The organism is Mycobacterium gordonae, assembly GCF_017086405.1.
Taxonomy (GTDB): Bacteria; Actinomycetota; Actinomycetes; order Mycobacteriales; family Mycobacteriaceae; genus Mycobacterium; species Mycobacterium gordonae_D.
The window spans coordinates 4828401-4848608 of sequence record NZ_CP070973.1 but is presented as its reverse complement, the minus strand read 5'-3'; the positions used below and the strand labels follow the sequence as shown (position 1 = coordinate 4848608).

10 protein-coding genes are annotated in these 20208 nt (G+C 66.7%); 7 read left to right on the top strand and 3 right to left on the bottom strand.

Annotated elements, in window-relative coordinates; translation table 11 throughout:
- The 3 genes from JX552_RS20665 to JX552_RS20655 are packed head-to-tail and all read right to left on the bottom strand — an operon-like array spanning window position 1 to window position 3314.
- On the bottom strand, window positions 1-1503 hold the full coding sequence (locus tag JX552_RS20665; RefSeq protein WP_205873770.1) for a flavin-containing monooxygenase: 1503 nt from the start codon (window positions 1501-1503) through the stop codon (window positions 1-3).
- Window positions 1500-2420: a ferritin-like domain-containing protein gene (locus JX552_RS20660; protein ID WP_205873769.1), complete on the bottom strand. Its 921-nt coding sequence runs from the start codon at window positions 2418-2420 to the stop codon at window positions 1500-1502. The genes JX552_RS20665 and JX552_RS20660 overlap by 4 nt, the downstream gene beginning before the upstream one ends.
- A 27-nt stretch (window positions 2421-2447) precedes the next feature.
- On the bottom strand, window positions 2448-3314 hold the full coding sequence (locus JX552_RS20655; protein WP_205873768.1) for an SDR family NAD(P)-dependent oxidoreductase: 867 nt from the start codon (window positions 3312-3314) through the stop codon (window positions 2448-2450).
- 452 nt (window positions 3315-3766) lie between these two features.
- Here JX552_RS20655 and JX552_RS20650 point away from each other — a divergent pair, with 452 nt between their 5' ends.
- The 7 genes from JX552_RS20650 to JX552_RS20620 are packed head-to-tail and all read left to right on the top strand — an operon-like array spanning window position 3767 to window position 20206.
- Window positions 3767-4873: a thioesterase domain-containing protein gene (locus JX552_RS20650; protein WP_205873767.1), complete on the top strand. Its 1107-nt coding sequence runs from the start codon at window positions 3767-3769 to the stop codon at window positions 4871-4873.
- Window positions 4863-6182: a beta-ketoacyl [acyl carrier protein] synthase domain-containing protein gene (locus JX552_RS20645; RefSeq protein ID WP_205873766.1), complete on the top strand. Its 1320-nt coding sequence runs from the start codon at window positions 4863-4865 to the stop codon at window positions 6180-6182. The genes JX552_RS20650 and JX552_RS20645 overlap by 11 nt, the downstream gene beginning before the upstream one ends.
- A complete protein-coding gene (mbtD, locus tag JX552_RS20640) occupies window positions 6182-9190 on the top strand; it encodes a mycobactin polyketide synthase MbtD (RefSeq protein ID WP_205873765.1) in 3009 nt (1002 codons plus the stop codon). The genes JX552_RS20645 and mbtD overlap by 1 nt, the downstream gene beginning before the upstream one ends.
- Window positions 9183-14357 carry a non-ribosomal peptide synthetase gene (locus JX552_RS20635; RefSeq protein ID WP_205873764.1) on the top strand — a complete coding sequence of 1725 codons (5175 nt, stop codon included), beginning with the start codon at window positions 9183-9185 and terminating at the stop codon, window positions 14355-14357. The genes mbtD and JX552_RS20635 overlap by 8 nt, the downstream gene beginning before the upstream one ends.
- Complete coding sequence (locus JX552_RS20630) at window positions 14354-18709, top strand: non-ribosomal peptide synthetase (RefSeq protein ID WP_205873763.1); 4356 nt, start codon at window positions 14354-14356, stop codon at window positions 18707-18709. Before JX552_RS20635 ends, JX552_RS20630 begins: the two co-directional genes overlap by 4 nt.
- Window positions 18706-20010: an NADPH-dependent L-lysine N(6)-monooxygenase MbtG gene (gene mbtG / locus JX552_RS20625; RefSeq protein WP_205873762.1), complete on the top strand. Its 1305-nt coding sequence runs from the start codon at window positions 18706-18708 to the stop codon at window positions 20008-20010. Before JX552_RS20630 ends, mbtG begins: the two co-directional genes overlap by 4 nt.
- Window positions 19991-20206, top strand: coding sequence for an MbtH family protein (locus JX552_RS20620; RefSeq protein WP_205873761.1), 216 nt, complete (start codon window positions 19991-19993; stop codon window positions 20204-20206). The genes mbtG and JX552_RS20620 overlap by 20 nt, the downstream gene beginning before the upstream one ends.
- The last annotated feature ends 2 nt before the right edge of the window (window positions 20207-20208 follow it).

Sequence of the window (20208 nt, the reverse complement as noted above, 5' to 3'; positions counted from 1 at the left end):
TCAGACCGGCGCGCTGACGCGCTCGCGGATCTCGCTGCCTACTGCGTCGTAATGCCGATACTGGAAGTCGCCCATCTGGCGAAGATACTGGGTGGCGGTTCCCGGGTACATGGATCCGTTGTACCCGTCCTTGGTGAGGTACCAACTGCGGCAACCGGACATCCATGTCGTCTTGGTCAGCCGGCGTTGAAGGTGCTGATTGTGGCGACGCTGAACGTCTTCGCGCACATCGAGATAGCGCAGGCCCTTGTTCAGGATGGTGCTGATGCCGCGCACCGCGTAGTCCAGCTGGCCTTCGATGTACACCAGCAGGGAGTTGTGGCCCGGACCCGAGTTCGGCCCGGTCATGAAGAACAAGTTCGGATAGCCGTGCGCGTTGATGCTCTTGTAAGCCTGCGCGCCGTCCGCCCATTCGTCGGCCAGCGATCGACCTCCTAGTCCGGTGACCTCGAAAGGCGGCCCGGTCAGGTGGACGTCGTAACCGGTCGCGAAGACGATGCAGTCCAGATGGTGTTCGATGCCGTCGCTGGTCCGGATCCCCACCGGGCTCAACGTCGCGATCGGCCAGTCGATCAGCTTGCAGTTGTCGCGCTGCAGGGCAGGGTAATAGTCGCTGGAGATCAGCATGCGCTTGCATCCGGGCGCGAAGTCGGGGGTCAGTTGACGCCTCAGCCAGGGGTCTTTGACCTTGGCGCGGATGTGAACCTGACCTAGTCGGGCCACCAGGGAGGTGAGTGGGGTGTTCCACACCATCGCCGTCGCGGTGGCTTCGTGGCCCCAGAACAACGCTTGGCGGGCAATCTGTTGAACGGCAGGAACTTTGGCGAACAACGCCTGAACCGCCGGTGGCGTCGCCACGTCCAGCCGCGGTAGCACCCAGCCGGGCGTACGCTGAAAGACCTTGACGAATCCGGCCCGCTTCACCAGCTCAGGGACGATCTGAATCGCGCTGGCGCCGGTGCCGACGACGGCAACCCGCTTGCCGGTGAAATCGTAGTCGGCATCCCAACGGGCGCTGTGGATCTTGTGTCCTTCGTAGCTGTCCAGCCCGCGAATGTCCGGGAAGCTGGCATCCGACAGCGGGCCGGCGGCCAGGACGACGGTGCGTGCACGGAAATGCTTGCGGTTCTTCGTCGTTGTCGTCCATACGCCGGTGTCCTCGTCGAACTTCAGGCCGGTCACTTCATAGCCGAAGCGGATATGGCGGCGGATGCCGAACCTGTTCGCCATGTCCTCGATGTGCTGATAGATCTCGGGCGCGGGGGAGTACGTTCTCGACCACTTAGGGTTCTTGACGAACGAGTACGAGTACAGCAACGACGGGACGTCACAGCTGGCGCCGGGATATCGGGTGTCACGCCAGGTTCCGCCCACCCGGTCGGAACGTTCCAGTATCACGATGTTCTCGACGCCCGCCTCGACCAATCGGATGGCCGCCCCGAGCCCGGTGAAGCCCGCGCCGATGATGAGGGTGGAGTAGATGCCGTTGTCTGCCACGATCACGCCGCTGGCTCGTGGGTGAGTTCCCGCGACCAGCTCGGCATCGGCCTCAGCAGCGCATTGGGGTAGAAATCCGATAGCCACACCATGGAATTGGCCAGCAGCTGATAGGGGTGTCGTGGGTTGACCACCCACGAGGCGTGCCGCTTGAGCAGCTGGTAGGTGGGCACCCGCCGGGTGCGTTCACCCCGATCGCCGAGTTGCTTGAAGCGGTTGACCGCGTTGAACAACCGCTCCGGCTCCATACCCATGCCGGCCATTTCGTTGCGGACCCGGCTGAGCAGCGGAACGTACATCACCATCCCGATGATCAGACCCGGCGAGGCGAAGCGTCCGACCAGTTCGATCGCCAACCGGCGGGCGGTGGCGTGGCCGATCATCTCTAGAACCGCGAAATCCACTGCTATGTGCCGGGATTCGTCGTTGTTGATCTTCTCGAACACCTGATGACAGACCGGATCATCGACGGAGTCCAAGAGGAATTTCAGCAACGCCCCGTCCAGTGCCACTTCTAGCATCGGAATCACGGTGCCGAGCACGGACAGGGGCATGTCATCGGCGAAGGTGTCGAGCCATTCGATGGCCATTTTGATGTTGACGTTGGGTTCCGGGATCTCGCCCGCTTCGAGCATTCCCCAGCGCTTCATCAGCGCCAATTCGGCGTTCGCGTGCCGTTGTTCCTCGGCATGGAAGTACCGGTAGATCTCGGCGATGGTGGGGTCGGGCGCCTTTCTCGCCAACGCCGCGAAGCCGCGCGCGCCGATGTTCTCGATCCAGCACAGGTCGGCCATGAACGCCTTGAGTTTGGGGCGGAAGTCGGGCCGGATCGTTTCGGCCCCCGGCGCATCCCAGTCGATGTCGGCCAGCGCCCACTGCCGGTCCTTGATCTTGGCGAGCATGGCTTGCATGTCGATGGCCACGAACTTCTCCTTTCGAGCGAGGGTGTTTCAGATCCGCGCCCGCGAGATGAGACCGGCCGCGCGCGTATATGTACCCGGCGCAAGTCGTTTGACATTCCACCCGACCTTGGCCTCGAACTGGGGCATGCAGTAAAGCTCGCCGCGATCGTGGGCATTAAGACAGATTCGGGCGACCTTCCCGGCTGAGAAGCCGGTCCAGCGCATCAGCTTGCTGGCCAGCGCACTGGACTCCTCGCTGATGCGTCCGGCCGCAAGCCCGGATTCGACGATGTTGGTCTTGACGAACGTCGGGCACAGCACGGTGACAGTGATTCCCGTGCCGGACAATTCGGCAGCCAGCGTCTCCGACAGCGAGAGGACCCCGGCCTTGCTGACGTTGTAGGCGGCCATGCCGGGTGCTGCGCCGAATGCCGCCGCCGAAGCGACGTTGATGATTCCCTGTGGCCCGGCCGACGGGCCGGCTTCCCGCAGGATGGGTGTGAAGACATGGCAGCCGTGAATGGGTCCCCAGAGGTTGACGCCGAGGGTCCGCACCCAATCTCCCAGCGGGACGTCGCCGATCGGCTCTCCGCCGGTCCCTACGCCGGCATTGTTGATCACCAGAGTCGGCGGCGCACCGAACCATGCCTGCGCTTGATCGGCCAGCGCATAGACGTCGTCGACCTGGGACACGTCGCAGCGCACCGCGATGGCCTCGGCGCCTCGCTGAGTGAGCTCGTCGGCGGTCTGTCGCGCGGCCGCGTCGTCGATGTCGCTGCACACCACCTTGCCGCCCCGACGGCCGAGTTCGGCGGCAAAGGCCGCTCCGATGCCACTGCCCGCGCCGGTGACCACCGCCATCGCGCCGTGACTCGGAGTCTTTTTCCTCAGCAGCTTGTCCAGTGGTCCCAACATCAAACCGCCTTTGCTGCAACGCGTTTCTCGATTGGCGGGGTTATCTGGTTCGATATCGCCGCGGTGATCGGCCGCATGATCACAGTGCTCTCCGCTTCGCAGTGCGGGACCGCAGTGACCCGAGCGCCGGAACGCCGTCCGCCATGCAAATCAGTCAATACCAAATGGTGACATTCGTCAATGGCAGTTATTTATTCTGGCGCGCCCGGTGGGTAGCGGTCACCTCCTGTCGCCGGGCCGTTAGCGGCGGCGGGCAGATGACGGCTAAGGTAAATACACCACAAATTAGGGCAGCCTGTGCTAATTCTGGGAGGGTGTGTGGGTGCCGCGGCGTATATAGAGTCCATCAGGCCCGCCTGTCGGCGGATCGTTGGCGACTCCGCGGCGTCGGCGTCGGCGTCGATGCCGCGGCCCGGTCCGCCGCTCCGGCGATCCGGGCCTGGTGAGAGTTGATGTCGTCCAATGACACGGCGGCGCGGGCTGGGACGCCGCGGTCACAGCTGGAGCGAGCCCTGTGTGACATCGTCGCCACCACCCTGCGACGCACCACGGTGGGGGTGGACGAAGATCTCTGCGACCGGGGTGACGTCGGCGTGGCGACGCGGACGGTGGCGCACATCAGGCAATTGCTCGATGCGCCCGGCCTGACCGTGGCGGACCTCGCGGCTGCCCGCACCGTTGCCGGGCTGGCCCAATTGCTCGCCAGGCGGGAATCCGACCCACATCGGTTGGAGCAGGTCGCCGGCCTGTATCTGGAGATTGCCGGGATGGAAAGTGCCGAGGTGATGTCCGCGCTGGATCCCGCGCCCGCGATCAGCGGCTCGCCGCCGCGGTTCGAGTCCTGGGTCAAGCGCTTCACCGCGAGCGGCAATGACGGCTCGGTGGTGCTGTTTCCGCACGCCGGGGGCGCCGCCGCGGCCTACCGCGCTCTGGCAAAGGCGTTGTCGGCCAACGGTGTTGATGTCTATGTGGTGCAGTACCCGCAGCGGGCGGACCGGCGCAGTCATCCGGCGGTGGGCAGCATCGAGACGCTGGCGCTGGAATTGTTCGGCGCGGGCGACTGGGCGGCGACGGCGCCGCTGACACTATTCGGTCACTGCATGGGTGCGGTGGTGGCCTTCGAGTTCGCCAGGGTGGCCGAGTCCAGCGGCGTGCCGGTACGTGCGCTGTGGGCGTCGTCCGGGCAGGCGCCCTCGACGATTGCCGCATCAGGACCGTTGCCGGCTTCGGACGCTGACGTGCTGGCCGACATGGTGGACCTCGGCGGCACCGATCCGATGCTGCTCGAAGATGAGGAATTCGTTGAACTGCTGATCACAGCCGTCAAGGCGGACTACCGGGCGCTGGGTTGTTATTCGTGTCCGCCCGAGACCCGCATCAGCGCGGACATTCATGTTGTGGGTGGCCGCAGCGACCATCGGATCAGCCAAGACATGTTGAGCGGTTGGGAAACACACACATCCGGCCGATTCACCCTCTCGCACTTTGACGGGGGCCACTTCTACCTCACTGAGCATCTTGATGAGCTGGCCGCCATTGTGAGCGCTCATGTTCGATAGCGATCCCGTCGTCGTCGTCGGCCTGTCGGTCGAGGCGCCTGGTGGTTGTGAAACACCCGAGGACTTCTGGTCCCTGCTGGCTGAACAACGCGAGGCGCTCGCCCCTTTCCCGGCTGACCGGGGCTGGGCACTCGGTGGGCTGTTCGACGGATCGCGGCGTGAGGGATTCAAGCCCATCCACAACCTTGGCGGGTTTTTGTCCAGCGCAACGGCCTTTGACCCGGAGTTCTTTCGCATCTCACCGCGCGAGGCGACGGCAATGGATCCGCAGCAACGCGTCGGATTGCGGGTGGCGTGGCGAGCGGTGGAGAACAGCGGGATCAACCCCGATGAACTGGCCGGCCATGATGTGGGTTGTTATGTGGGAGCGGCTGCGCTCGAATACGGACCTCCGCTGTCGGAATTCTCCAACCACAGCGGCCATCTCATCACCGGCACATCGCTGGGTGTCATCTCGGGGCGCATCGCCTACACCCTGGACCTGGCCGGGCCGGCACTGACGATCGACACTTCCTGCTCGTCGGCCCTGGCCGCGTTTCACACAGCGGTGCAGGCCATCCGGGCCGGCGACTGCGACCTGGCGCTGGCCGGCGGCGTTTGCGTGATGGGGACCCCCGGATACTTCGTCGAGTTCTCCAAACAGCACGCGTTATCCGACGACGGACACTGCCGCCCCTACAGCGCGCACGCCAGTGGAACGGTCTGGGCGGAGGGTGCGGCAATGTTTCTGTTGCAGCGCCGGTCGAGGGCCCGCGCGGATGGTCGACACATCCTGGCCGAAGTCCTGGCCAGTGCACTGAACTCCGATGGCCGGAGCAACGGCTTGACGGCACCCAGCGGCGATGCGCAGCGACGACTGTTCGGCCGGGCCATCGCGCAAGCCGGTGTCGAGGTCGCCGACATCGGAATGATCGAGGGACACGGCACCGGGACCCTGCTGGGTGATCGCACCGAATTGCTGGCGCTGGTGGCAGGTTACGGCGGCTCGCCTGTCGGGCGTGGGCCGTTGCTGGGGTCGCTGAAATCGAACATCGGACACGCGCAGGCCGCGGCGGGCGCCTTGGGCCTGGTGAAGGTCATTACTGCCGCCGAACATGGCGCGATACCACCGACGTTGCACGCGGACGAGCCGAGTCACGAAATAGATTGGGAGAGTGCAGGTCTGCGTCTTGCAGACAAACTGACCCCGTGGCCGGCCATCGGGGGCCACCGAACCGCGGCGGTGTCCGCGTTCGGGATGAGCGGGACCAACACCCATCTCATCGTCTCGATGCCGGACACCGTGGTATCCCAGTGCGCGGGGGTGTGATGGGCGCCAGAAGATTGCCCGACGGACGCCTGCCGGTCCTGTTGAGCGCGCACGCCGAGGACCTCATCGCGGCGGACGCCCAAGCTGTAGCTGACTATCTCGACCGGTTTCCGGCGACCACCGTGACCCAGGTCGCGCGCCACCTCTGCCGGACCCGCCGGGTGCGCAGGTACCGCGCCGTGTTGCGAGCGGCGGACCGGTCGGAGCTTGTCGACGCGTTGCGCGCGCTTGCCGCCGGAGAAGATCATCCCCTGGTTGCCCGTTCCGCGGTGAGCACCGCTCCCCGTCAAGCATTCGTTGTTCCCGGTCAGGGTGGACAGTGGCCGGGCATGGGCGCCGCCGCATACGTGGAATTGCCGGCCTACCGGGCAGCGGTCGATGAGTGCGCGGCGGCGTTCGAGGGTGCGGGAAGTATCTCGCCGCTGGGCTACCTGATGGCAGCGAACGATGACGGGTTCTCGGAGGTCGAGATTGAGGGCGCCCAGTTCGCCCACGCCGTCGGTCTGGCGGAGGTCTGGCGCTCCTGCGGTGTGCTGCCCGACCTCATCGTCGGTCACAGCCTCGGTGAAGTCGCTGCGGCCTATGTCGCGGGCACCATCACCCTGCCCGACGCCGCCGCAGTGGTAACGGCCCGCGCCGACGTGGTGGGAACGCTGCCGGACCGCTACGCGGTGGCCGCGCTGGGCGTCACCGAGCAGGTCGCCCAGGAGCTGGTCGAGCGCACCGATGGCTGGCTCGAGCTGTCCGTAGTCAACGCCCCTTCGACCGTGGCGGTGTCCGGTGAGCGCCGCGCGGTACGGGCTCTGGTCGACGCCGTGCAGGCCGAAGGCACGTTCGCCCGCGAGATCACGGCGGGCTTCCCGGCGCACACCAGTGCGCTCGAGCAGCTACGCGAGAACTTGCTGGACCGGCTGCCCGACTCGCAATTCGTTGATGCCCCGGTGCAGTTCATCGGCGGCACCACCGGGGACCTGGTGCACGCGGGGACCGCGTTCGGTGACTACTGGTATGCCAACCTGCGCAACACGGTGCGGTTCGATCGTGCCATCGAGTCGGCAATCCGTTGTGGTGCAACATCGTTCATCGAACTGTCGGCATCCCCGGTGCTGATGTTCGCGATGGCTCAGATCTTCGAGGGCGCCACCGGCCTGCCGGAGGGGCCGGCCGTGCTGGTCGGACCTCAGCGCAAGGGTGAATCGTTGCTCGAAGCGCTATCGGCTGGCGTCGTCACCGCGGCGGTAGCTGATCCCGGTTATCCGTGGACTGATCTGCTGGGCGATGCGCCCGCCCAACGCCCCGGCCTACGCGGATTCCCCAATGCGCCGATGCGCGCGGTGCGGATCTGGGCGCATCCTGAACCGCTGCCCCCAGCTACTGGACCCGCCACCGGATTGACCGTCGCGGCGGAGCGCTGGGATCAGGTGGCGCCGGCCCCAGCTACCGGGCGGCGAAGCGTTGCCGTGGTCGATCTCGGCGCGGACGGCGAACTGCACGGGTCGCTGTGCGCGGCCGTCGATTCGCACCCGGCAACCGAACTGCGCTCGTCGCAGGATGCGGAACTGGTTTTGGTGATCGCACCGCGCATCGATTGCGTCGCCCCGGACAAAGCCGTCGCCGCACTTGCCGATCTGGTCGGCACCGGATTGCTTGACTACCCGACTGAACTGGGCCCGCGCTGCCAGGCGGTGTGCCTGGTCACGGTCGGAGCCGAACAGGTGCAGCACACGGATCCGTTGCCCAACGCCGGCCACGCGGCACTGGCCGCCATGCATCGCAGCATCGGATTCGACCACCCGGAGCAGACTTTCCTGCATCTGGATCTTCCGTCGTGGGAGCTGGTGCCAACTGCCGGCCGTGCGGTGGTCGAGGCGTCGCTGGCCGGCGCTGCAGAGGCGGCGCTGCGTCGCGGCGTCATCTGGACGCGTGCCGTCGGTGACTTGCCGGCCGCTCCGCCCTGGCCGCTGGATACCGGCATCCTCGACGAGGTCGTCATCACCGGCGGTGCCGGCGCCATCGGCATGCACTACGCCCGGTATCTCGCCGAGCGCGGAGCGCGGCGCATCGTCTTGCTGAGCCGGCGTGGGGCGGATGCGGCTGCACTGACCGCGCTGGCGGCAGTGTATAGAACCGAGGTGCTGGCGCCGCCCTGCGACATTACCGACCAGGAGCAATTGTCGCTTTCGGCAAAGGAATACGGTGGTTCCGGCGCTTCGTTGCTGATCCACGCGGCCGGCACCGCCACGTTCGACACGGCCGCCGTGATGACGCCGGACGGTGTAACCGATACCTGCGCCGGCAAAGTCGTCGGTCTGGCTCGGATGCTCGAGCTCTGGCCGGTCCGCCCCGATGCCCGAATACTGCTGTGCTCCTCGATATCCGGTGTCATGGGCGGACGCGCACACGGCGCCTACTCGGCGGCGAATCGACTGCTCGACGTCATGGCCGCTCGGCTACGCGCCGACGGAAGACGCTGCGTGGCAGTGAGATACGGCCTGTGGCAGAGCGCACCGGAGGACGGCGGCAGCCGGGGAATCATGAATGCAGCCGCGCTGACGCAGATAGAACGCTCCGGGTTGCGCCCGATGGTTGCCCGCCAGGCGATCGAGGCGAGCCTGCGCGACCACTGCGTCGATCCTCTGGTGTTCGCCGCCGATGCCGCCCGGTTCCAGATCTTCCTCGGCGATACCGGACCGGGCACCGCGGACCAGACGATCCCGAACCGGGACGACGATCCGGTCTCCGTCGTGGATGCGGTCCGCAGCGAACTGGCAGCGGTGCTGGGAATCACGCCCGCGGGCGATGTGGACCTCAAGGAATCCCTGTTCGACCTCGGTGTGGACTCCATGTTGGCAGTGGACCTGCGCAAGCGACTCAAACGGACCATCGGCCGCACCGTGCCGCTGCGTCTCCTGCTGGACGAGCTCACCGGCGACGAACTCGTCGCGAAACTCGAAAGTGCCGGCGAGCACTACGGCACCGGACAGAAAGTAGACATCTCGCGTGACTGAAACTCACACCGGGCTCGACGAGGCCCGACTAGAGCTGCTGCGCCGCAGGCTCGCCGATCGCGGGTTGTCGTCCCCGCAGGCAGTGCCCCGAGCCGCCGCGGTGGACCAGTTGTCCGACGGCCAGGCGCGGATGTGGTTCGTGCAGATGGCCGATCCCACCGGGACGCTACTCAATGTCTGCCTGTCCTACCGGATCACCGGTGATATTGATCTCGGCCGGCTGCATGACGCCGTCGACGCCGTCGCACGTCGCCATCCGATTCTGCGCACCACCTACGCCGGCGGAGACGACGGCGTCCCCAGGGCCACCGCACACGCTGACCTGCGCCCCGCCTGGACACAGCATGATCTCACCGACCTCTCAGAGCACGCCCGCCGGTTACGCCTGGAGGTGCTGGCCCAACGCGAATTCGCCAAGCCCTTCGATCTTTCCAGCGCTGCCCCGCTGCGACTGACCGTCGTGCGCACGGCCGCCGACGAACATGTGCTTTTGCTGGTGGTCCACCACATCGCCTGGGACGACGGTTGCTGGCGAGTATTTTTCACCGACCTCACGCGTGCATACTCGGGAGCCGATCTCGGGCCGGAGTTCCGTCCGCCAGTCCCGCGCACGCCGGACACCACCGGGGCCGACCTCGAGTATTGGCGCGCCGTCATGGCGAATCCTCCTGAGCCGCTGGAACTGCCGGGGCCGACGGGGACGAGTGTGCCGACCAACTGGCGGGCGGCGCGGTCAACGGTGCGACTGCCGGCTGACATCGCCGGGCAGGTGACGGCGATCGCCAGGGACACCGGGTGCACGCCGTACATGGTGATGCTGGCGGCTTTCGGCGCGCTGATGCACCGCTACACCCACAGCGACGACTTCCTGGTTGCGGCACCGGTGCTCAATCGCGGCGCCGGAACCGAGGACACCATCGGATATTTCGGCAACACCGTGGCGATGCGGTTGCGCCCGCAGCCCAGGATGACCTTTCGCGCGCTCTTGACGGCGACCCGCGACACCGCCGCCGGGGCATTCGCTCATCAACGCATCAATCTCGATCGCGTCGTGCGGGAATTGAACCCCGATCGCCGCCATGGCGCCGAACGGATGACCAGGGTCAGCTTCGGTTTTCGCGAGCCTGACGGCGGCGGCTTCAATCCGCCGGGCACCGTGTGCCGACGTGACGAACTGCGCAGCAACGTCACACAATTGCCGCTGGGCCTGATGGTCGAATTCGACCGGTCCGGCGTGCTGGTTGAGGCCGAGTATCTGCTGGAGATTCTCGAGCCACCGTTGGTGCGGCAATTGCTCGAGCACTTCACGGTGCTGCTCGAGCACGCGCTGACCGCTCCGGACACGTTGTTGTCGCAACTGGCCCTGACGAATGGGCGCGAGTCGCAGTGGCTACACGACGTCATGCGCGGGGAGCGGTTCACCACGCCGGCGAAGACTCTGGTCGATCTGGTGTCCGAGCAGACCCGGCGCAACCCCGACGCCACGGCCATCGTCTACGAGGGCAAACACTTCAGTTACCGCGAACTCAACGAGGAGTCGAACCGGTTGGCGCACTGGCTCGTCGAGCAGGGCATCGGCAGCGAAGACCGGGTCGCCGTGTTGCTGGACAAGTCGCCCGACCTTGTTATCACAGCGCTGGGGCTGGTCAAGTCCGGTGCCGTCTACGTTCCGGTGGATCCCGAATATCCGCAGGACCGGCTGGACTTCATCCTCGACGACTGCGATGCGAAACTCGTTGTGCGCGAACCGGTACGTGATCTGGGCGGCTATTGCGCCGACGATCTCACCGACGCCGACCGCGTCCGTCCGCTGCGGCCCGACAACAATGCGTACCTGATCTACACCTCCGGAACCACCGGCCTGCCCAAGGGCGTCGCCGTGCCTCATCGTCCCGTCGCGGAATACTTCGTCTGGTTCAAAGACGAGTACGAGGTCGACAGCGCCGACCGCCTGCTGCAGGTCGCCTCGCCGAGCTTCGATGTGTCTATCGCCGAGATCTTCGGCACGCTGGCGTGCGGTGCCAGGATGGTGATCCCACGACCCGGCGGGCTGACCGACATCGGCTACCTCACCGCGCTCTTGCGCGACGAGGGCATCACTGCGATGCACTTCGTGCCTTCGCTGCTGGGGCTGTTCCTCTCGTTGCCCGGCGTCAACCAGTGGCGGACCCTGCAACGGGTGCCGATCGGCGGGGAGCCGCTGCCCGGTGAAGTGGCTGACCGGTTCCATGCCACTTTCGACGCACTGTTGCACAACTTCTACGGTCCGACCGAAACCGTGATCAACGCCAGCCGTTTCAAGGTCCAGGGTCCGCAGGGCACCCGCATCGTTCCCATCGGGCGCCCCAAAATCAACACCAACATCTATCTGCTCGACGACTCGCTGCAGCCGGTACCCGTCGGCGTGATCGGCGAAATCTACATCGGCGGAACCCATGTCGCCTATGGCTATCACCGGCGCACGGCGCTGACCGCACAACGTTTCGTTGCCGATCCGTTCAACCCCGGTGCCCGCATGTACCGATCGGGAGACCTGGCCCGGCGCAACGCCCAGGGTGACATCGAGTTCGTCGGCCGCGCTGACGAACAGGTCAAGATCCGCGGCTTCCGCATCGAACTCGGTGACGTCGCCGCCGCCATCTCGGTGGATCCCACCGTCGGACAGGCCGTCGTCGTGGTGAGCGATCTGCCCCGCCTAGGCAAGAGCCTGGTCGGCTACGTCACGCCGGCCCAGGGTCCGGACGCGTCGGCCGAAGTCGACCTGGACCGGATCCGGGCCCGGGTGGCAGCGGCGCTGCCCGAGTACATGGTGCCCGCGGCCTACGTGGTGCTGCAGGAGATTCCGATCACCACACACGGCAAGATCGACCGCGCCGCCCTCCCGGATCCTGACGTCGGCACCGCCACCGAGTTCCGTGAGTGCCAGACCGCCACCGAGCAGCGCGTTGCGGCCATGTTCGGAGATCTTCTCGGCCGGGACCGCGTGGGTGCCGACGACTCGTTCTTCGAGCTCGGCGGTCACTCCCTGCTGGCTACCAAACTTGTTGCCGCGCTGCGCAACGCGTTTTCGGTTGATGTCGGTGTGCGGGAGATCTTCGAATTCGCCACAGTGTCCCGGTTGGCCGCGCACCTGGACACCCGCGCCCCGGCCTCAGCGCGGCCACGGTTGATGCCTACTGACCACCAAGGGCCGGTGCGGTTGTCCTCCGCCCAGATGCGCAGCTGGTTCACCTACCGCGTCGACGGGCCGAACGCCTACAACAACATTCCCTTCGCCGCCGCGCTGCGGGGCCCGGTGAACGCCGAGGCGCTGACATCGGCGATCACCGACGTGGTGGCGCGGCATGAGATTCTGCGCACCACCTACCGTGAATTCGACGGTATTCCGTACCAGATCATCAACCCGCCGCAGCAGGTGCCGGTGCGCTGCGCGGACGGGCCCCATCAGGAGTGGCTGCGCCATCAACTCGAAGAAGAGCGGGGTCAGGTCATCGACCTGGAGACCGATTGGCCGATCCGCGCCGCACTGCTGAGCACACCAGAGCAGACGGTGCTTTCGCTGGTGCTGCACCACATTGCGGGCGACCATTGGTCAGCCGGGGTGCTGTTCACCGACGTTTTGACGGCCTATCGGGCGCGCGGAGCCGGGCAGCAACCCTCGTGGGCGCCGCTGCCTGTCCAGTACGCCGATTACGGCATCTGGCAGGACGAGCTGCTCGCGGAAAGCGCGGGAATCGCCGGGCCGCAACGAGATTACTGGATCCGCCAACTCGACGGTCTGCCCACCGAAAACGGTTTGCGCCCGGACTTCCCGCGCCCGCCGGTGCTCGGCGGCGCGGGCGACGCCGTGGAGTTCCGGATCAGCGCGGCTACCCGCGACAAATTGACTGCGCTCAATCGTGAACTGGGCGTCACCGAATTCATGTCGCTGCAGGCCGTCGTCGCGGTGGCCCTGCACAAAGCCGGTGGCAGTATCGACATTCCGATCGGCACCCCGGTCTCCGGGCGCAACGAATCCGAGCTGGACCAACTCGTCGGATTCTTCATCAACATTGTGGTGCTGCGTAACGACCTTCGGGGAAACCCAGCCTTGCGTGAGGTGCTGACCCGCACCAGGGATATGGCGCTGGCCGCCTACCAGCATCAGGACCTGCCGTTCGACCAAGTGGTGGATGCGGTTCGTCCGGTCCGGTCGTTGTCGCGCAATCCGCTGTTCGACGTCGTGGTCCATGTCCGCGACCAGCTGCCCGCAGGCCGGGTCATCGAGTCCGGACCGGACGGCGACACCGCCTTCACCGCACTAGAGCCGACCTTTGACGCCGCCCACGCGGACATCTCGGTCAATTTCTTCGCGTGCGACGACGGATACCGCGGTCACGTCATCTACCGCACCGACTTGTATCGGCGCAGCACTGGCCAGCGATTCGCCGACTGGCTGGTCCGCCTCGCCGAGGCGTTCGCGGACCAACCGGACCAAACGCTGCGGGATGTCGAGATCGCCAGTGCCCAAGAAACCCAGCGCATCCTGGCCCGATGCGATGCCGGCGCCGACACCGCACGGGTCTACCTTCTCGACGAGTCGCTCAGGCCAGTGCCGCAAGGTGTGGTCGGCGACGTCTATTTCGGCGGCGGCGTTGCGGTCGGCGGCAGATCGACGCGGCCCTCGTCGACCGCAACCCGGTTCATTGCCGACCCGTTCGCCACCCGGCCGGGCTCGCGCCTCTACCGCACCGGTGAGCGCGGCCGATGGGACTGCGACGGGCAGCTGGAACTCCTGGCCGAAGCGACCGGCACAACGCAACCCAAGCCTGCCCCAGCCGCCGCGGCCGAGCCGCCCGGCACGGCCACCGAACGCCTACTCGCCGGCATTCTGAGTGAGGTGCTCGACGACGCCGCGCAGATTGGGCGATACGACGACTTCTTCAACCTCGGCGGGGACAGCATCCTGGCGGTGCGGGCGGCCGCGCAGGCCAGGGAAGCCGGCCTGCCGCTAACCCCGCGGATGATCTTCGAGCACCCTGTGCTGCACGAGCTCGCCGCCACGCTGGACGCCAAGGCGCAAAGCGAAACAGATTCGCAAAACACGCATTACGCGCCGATGACTACTTCTGGGCTGTCCGCCGAGGAACTTTCGGCATTGACTGCATCCTGGGATCAGCAGCCGTGACACGCGCTGACGCACTGCCGGCGGTCGCGGACGTGATGGCGCTCAGCCCGTTGCAACGCGGACTGTTTTCGATGGCGACGTTGCTCGACGTGGAGGCCGGTACGGCCGATCCCTATGTCATTGCGATGGCGGCCGAGGTGACCGGGCCGCTCGACGCAGCGTTGTTGCGAGCCTGCGCGGCGACGATGTTGGACCGGCACCCCAACCTGCGAGCGAGCTTCGTGCACGGCAACCTCAGCCGACCGGTGCAGGTGGTTCCCACCACGGCGGAGGTGCCCTGGGCGGTGGTACAGGCTCGGCCCGACGACGTGGCCGCGCTGGCAGCCCGGGAGCGGCGGCGCCGTTTCGACGTGGGCCACGGGCCGCTGATCCGGTTCCTGCTCATCGAACTGCCGGACTGCCGTTGGCATCTGGTAATCGTCGCGCACCACATCATCATCGACGGCTGGTCGCTGCCGCTCTTCGTTTCCGAACTACTCGCCCTGTATCGCGCAGGCGGCGATACGGCTGCGTTGCCGGCTCCGCCGCGCCCTTATCGCGACTACATCGGCTGGCTGGCGAGTCGCGACGAAACCGCCAGTCGGGCTTTGTGGGCTGATCACCTGGCGAACCTGGACGGCCCGACCCTGCTCTCCCCGGCGCTCACCAATCATCCTCCGCAAGCCGGAATGCCGCGACGCACTGAGTTGCGTCTGGATGAGGCGGCCACCGCCGCCTTGACCGAGGCCGCCAGAAACCGGGGCGTCACACTCAACACGTTGATTCAATTCGCCTGGGCCACAACACTTTCAGCCCTCACCGATCGAGCCGATGTTACCTTCGGCGTGACGGTGGCCGGCCGGCCCAGCGAGCTGACGGGCGTGGAAAGGATGGTGGGCCTGTTCATCAACACCGTGCCGCTGCGGGTCCGGTTGAATCCGCACGAGACGGTCGGCTCACAATGCGTTGCGCTGCAGCGTGAATTCGCGGCATTGCATGACCACAGCTACCTTAGTCACGCCGAATTGCGCTCCCTGGCCGGCATCGGCGAGATGTTCGACACTCTGCTGGTTTATGAGAACTTCCCGCCGGGTGAAGTCGTGGGCACCAAAGAATTCCGCGCCGGTGCGGTGACATTTCGGCCGGTCGCCCTGGAGAGTGTTTCGCACTTTCCGGTGACGATCGCCGCGCACCTGAGCCCGGAGCTGACGGTGCTGGTGGAGGTGCTCGATGGGGCGCTGGGTACCGCGGCGCCCTACGACCTGGGCAGGCGGCTACTGGCGGTGGTGCAGCGACTGGTCGACCATTGGCAGTCACCGCTGCGCCGCGTCGACGTCGTGCTGGACGGCGAGCGCCCCACCGCCGGCCAGACGATTCGGACCGGGTCGCCTGTCGGCGTCCACACCAGGTATGCCGAAATCGCGGCACGGCAGCCTGATTCGGTAGCGCTCAGCTGGGCCGAAGGTCAACTCACCTACGGTGCGCTGGACGCGCACGCGGATCGGCTGGCCACCGCGCTGCGCGGCGCCGGCGTCGGCGCCGAGACCCCGGTGGCGATCACGTTGCCCCGCGGCCCGGATTATGTGACCGCGTTGCTGGCCGTCCTCAAAGCCGGGGGCATGATAGTGCCCCTCGACCCGGCGATGCCCGCCGAACGCATCGCCGAGATCTTGCGCCAGACCGCTGCTCCCGTCGTCGTCGATCAGGACGTGTTCGACGCTGCGGTCAGCACCGAGGTGCCTGCCGACTACCGGCCGGCCGCGGTGGCGCCCGAGCAGGCGGTCTACGCGGTGTTCACGTCCGGCACCACCGGGACGCCGAAAGGTGTCATCGGCACCCACCGGGCGCTTTCGGCGTATGCCGACGACCACATCGAGCGTGTGCTACGGCCGGTCGCCGAGCGGGCCGGCCGGCAACTACGGGTGGCGCACGCCTGGTCCTTCACCTTCGACGCGGCCTGGCAACCGCTGGCGGCGCTGCTCGACGGCCACACGGTGCACATCGTGGATGACGACCGGCAGCGGGACGCCGACGCGCTGGTCGCGGCCATCGACCGTTTCCGTCTGGACCTGATCGACACCACGCCTTCGATGTTCACCCAACTTCACCATGCGGGGCTGCTTGCCCGCGTTCCGCTCGCGGTGCTCGCCCTCGGTGGTGAAGCCCTGGGAGCCGCCGCCTGGCAGGACATTCAGCGGGAGTGCGCGTGCAGCGGCATGACCGCCTTCAACTGTTATGGGCCTACCGAGACCACGGTGGAGGCCGTCGTCGCGACCATCAGCGAGCACGCACAACCGGTGATCGGACGCGCGACGCGGACCACGCGCGCCTACATCCTGGACTCCTGGCTGCGGCCGGTGCCGGACGGTGTCGCCGGGGAGCTGTACCTGGCGGGTGAACAGTTGACCCGCGGCTATCTCGGGCGCCCGGCCGAGACCGCGACGCGGTTCGTGGCGGAGCCGAACGCGGTCGGCAGCAGAATGTACCGCACCGGAGATGTGGTGCGCCGCTTGCCCGATGGTGGTCTACAGTTCGTCGGCCGCAGCGACGACCAGGTGAAGATACGCGGGTTCCGGGTCGAGCCCGGCGAGATCGCCGCTGCGCTCAACCGGCACGCCGGGGTGCGCGGTTCGCACGTGATGGCCCGTAGTCATGCTGCGGGCCCGCGGCTCACCGCATACGTGGCAGGCGAGGCGGAGCAGCTGCCGGTCGCCGAACTTCGCGCCATGCTGCTGCGCACGCTGCCGCGTTATCTGGTCCCGCACCACATCGTAGTCGTCGACGACCTGCCGCTGACCTCGCACGGCAAAGTCGACGAAAAGGCACTCGCCGCAATCGATCTCGTCGATGATGCGGCGGCCCCCGCCCAGACGGCCACCGAGCTGGCGTTGGTCGAGGCGTTCAGCGCGGTCCTCGAGTGCGCCGAAATCGATGTCACCGCAGGCTTTCTGCAGATGGGCCTGGACAGCATCGTGGCGCTGTCGGTGGTGCAGGCGGCTCGCCGCCGAGGCATCGCGCTGCGAGCCAGGATGATGGTGGAGTGCGAGACGATTCGTGAGCTGGCGGCCGCCGTCGACGCCCAGAACGTATGGCAGGCGTCCGGCGACGAGGATGCCGGGCCGATCCCGGTGCTGCCCAACGCGCACTGGTTGTACGAATACGGCGATCCCCGGCGGCTCGCACACACCGAGGTCATCGGGCTGCCGGATTCGGTCACCCGCCCACGTCTGGACGTTTTGCTGGGTGCGGTCCTCGACGCCCACGAGGTACTGCGCTGCCGGTTCGACCGCGCCGCGATGACTCTGGTGGCGCAGCCCCGGGCCGAGATTCTCAGCGAGGTGTGGGCCACCGGCGAACTGGTCGACGAGGTGGTCACGCACGCGCGAAAGTCGTTGGCCTCCTTGGATCCCCATGCTGGACGCCTGCTGTCGGCGGTATGGTTGCGCGTACCCGACGGGCCGGGTGTGCTGATCTTGACGGCGCATGTGCTGGCGTTGGATCCGGCATCGTGGCGGATAGTGCTCAGTGAAATCGATGCGGGGCTGCACACGCTGGCCGCCGGACGAGCCGTCGCTCCCTATCGTGAGCACACGACGTACCGGCAGTGGTCGCGGCTGCTCGCCGATCGGGCGCGCAACCTGCGCAGCGGTGACTTCTGGGCCGCCGAACTCGACGGCGCCGATCCGCCGCTGGGAGCCCGGCGGCTGCGGCCGCAAACCGACCGGGCCGGTGAGCTGGCTATCAGCGTCTCGTCCTGCGACGCGAATGTGACGGCGCGCCTGCTGTCGTTGGCGCAGCCGATGCCTGAGCTGCTGGCCACCGCGGCCGCACGGACGGTGACCGCATGGCGGCGCAGTCGCGGCCAGCAGACGCCGGCGCCATTGCTGGCCCTCGAGACGCACGGCCGCGTCGATATTCAGGTCGACCAGAGCGTCGAGGACAGGGTCGACACCAGTGACACCGTCGGTCTGCTCACTGCGATCTACCCCCTACGCATCCATTCCGACGGCGCCACCGACCATGCGCGAATACCCGGCAGCGCAGTCGATTACGGTCTCCTGCGGTATCTGCGGTCCGACACCCGACTGTGCGCTCTCCCCGAGCCGCAGCTGCTGCTGAACTATCTCGGCAACCTGCAGGTCGGGGCCGGCGATCTGAGAGTAGACCGGAGCTTGCTGGCCGGTCTGGGACAACTGCCCGAACCGCAACAGGCAGTCCGCCATGAACTGACGGTGGTGGCCGCCCTCCTGGGCTCCGCGGAGGGACCGGTGCTCGCCACGCAGTGGCGCACACTACCGGACATCCTCGCCGCAGACGACCTCACGGTGTTGCAAAAGCTCTGGCAGCAAACATTATTGGAGATGGCGTCATGAATTCGACCCTCGCTGTGCTGGGTGCCGGAGCCAAAGCGGTCGCGGTGGCCGCGAAGGCACACGTGCTCCGTGATATGGGAATCGACGCCCCGGACATCGTCGCCGTCGAACGCCTCAAGATCGGCGCCAACTGGCTGGCCGACGGCGGCTGGACGGACGGTGCGCATCGGCTGGGCACCAGCCCCGAGAAAGACGTCGGCTTTCCTTACCGTTCGGCGCTGATACCCCGCCGCAACGCTGAGATCGACGAGCGGATGACCCGCTACAGCTGGACGTCATTCCAGATCGCCATGGGTTCGTTCGCCGACTGGGTCGATCGTGGCAGGCCGGCGCCGACGCACCGCTGCTGGAACCACTACCTGAACTGGGTCGCTCAGGAGGTGGGACTCAAGGTTGTGCACGGCGAAGTGGTGCAGCTCGCGCTGGCCGGTTCGCGGTGGGAACTGCGCACCCCTGACACCGCGGTGCAGGCCGACGCCTTGATGATCACCGGTCCCGGCCAGGCCGAGAAGTCGATGCTGCCGCGCCACCCACGCATACTGTCCATCGCGCAGTTCTGGGACCGCGCGGCCGCCCACGACCGGATCGACGCCGAACGGGTCGCGGTGATCGGCGGCGGGGAGACGGCCGCCTCGATGCTCAATGAACTGTGCCGACACCGGGTTTCATCGGTCACCGTCATCTCCCCGCAAGTGACCCTGTTCACCCGCGGTGAGAGCTTCTTCGAGAACTCGCTGTTCTCCGACCCCACCGACTGGACGGCACTGACGCTCAGCGAACGCCGTGACGCTATGGCCCGCACCGACCGAGGGGTGTTCTCGGCCGACGTTCAGGAAGCTCTGCTGCATGATGACCGCATCCACCACCTGCGCGGCCGGGTGGCGCACGCGGTTGCGCGACAGGACCAGATCAGGTTGACCTTGAGCACCAACCGGGGCACCGAGAACTTCGAGACGGTGCATGGTTTCGACCTGGTGATCGACGGCTCCGGAGCGGACCCGCTGTGGTTCACTTCGTTGTTCAGCGAGGATGTGCTCGACCTGCTCGAACTCGGCGTGGGCGGCGCGCTGACCGCCGACAGCCTGCAGGAGGCGATCGGCTACCACCTGGCGGTCAACGACGTCACGCCGACACTGTTCCTGCCGACGCTGTCCGGCCTCACCCAGGGCCCCGGATTCCCCAACCTGAGCTGTCTGGGGTTGCTGTCGGACCGCATCCTGGGCGCCGGGATTTCTGCCCTGCACAACTCCGGAACCGCCGCAACCCTGATGAGGAGAAGCGATGAGCACCAACCCCTTTGATGACGACAACGGCAGCTTCTTCGTGCTCGTCAACGGCGAGGAGCAGCACAGCTTGTGGCCGGCCTTCGCGGAGATCCCGTCCGGCTGGCGAGCGGCGTTCGGGCCAGCCGGCCGTGCTGAGTGCCTGGAGTATGTCGAGCGGAACTGGCCCGACATCCGGCCGAAAAGCCTGCGCGACGCCCTGGCCGGGAACTGATC

What these genes read in the sequence shown, in the direction of transcription:
- JX552_RS20655 (WP_205873768.1), bottom strand. Translation starts at nt 3,314, where the DNA reads ATGTTGGGACCACTGGACAAGCTGCTGAGGAAAAAGACTCCGAGTCAC.
- JX552_RS20650 (WP_205873767.1), top strand. Translation starts at nt 3,767, where the DNA reads ATGTCGTCCAATGACACGGCGGCGCGGGCTGGGACGCCGCGGTCACAG.
- JX552_RS20645 (WP_205873766.1), top strand. Translation starts at nt 4,863, where the DNA reads ATGTTCGATAGCGATCCCGTCGTCGTCGTCGGCCTGTCGGTCGAGGCG.
- mbtD (WP_205873765.1), top strand. Translation starts at nt 6,182, where the DNA reads ATGGGCGCCAGAAGATTGCCCGACGGACGCCTGCCGGTCCTGTTGAGC.
- mbtG (WP_205873762.1), top strand. Translation starts at nt 18,706, where the DNA reads ATGAATTCGACCCTCGCTGTGCTGGGTGCCGGAGCCAAAGCGGTCGCG.
- JX552_RS20620 (WP_205873761.1), top strand. Translation starts at nt 19,991, where the DNA reads ATGAGCACCAACCCCTTTGATGACGACAACGGCAGCTTCTTCGTGCTC.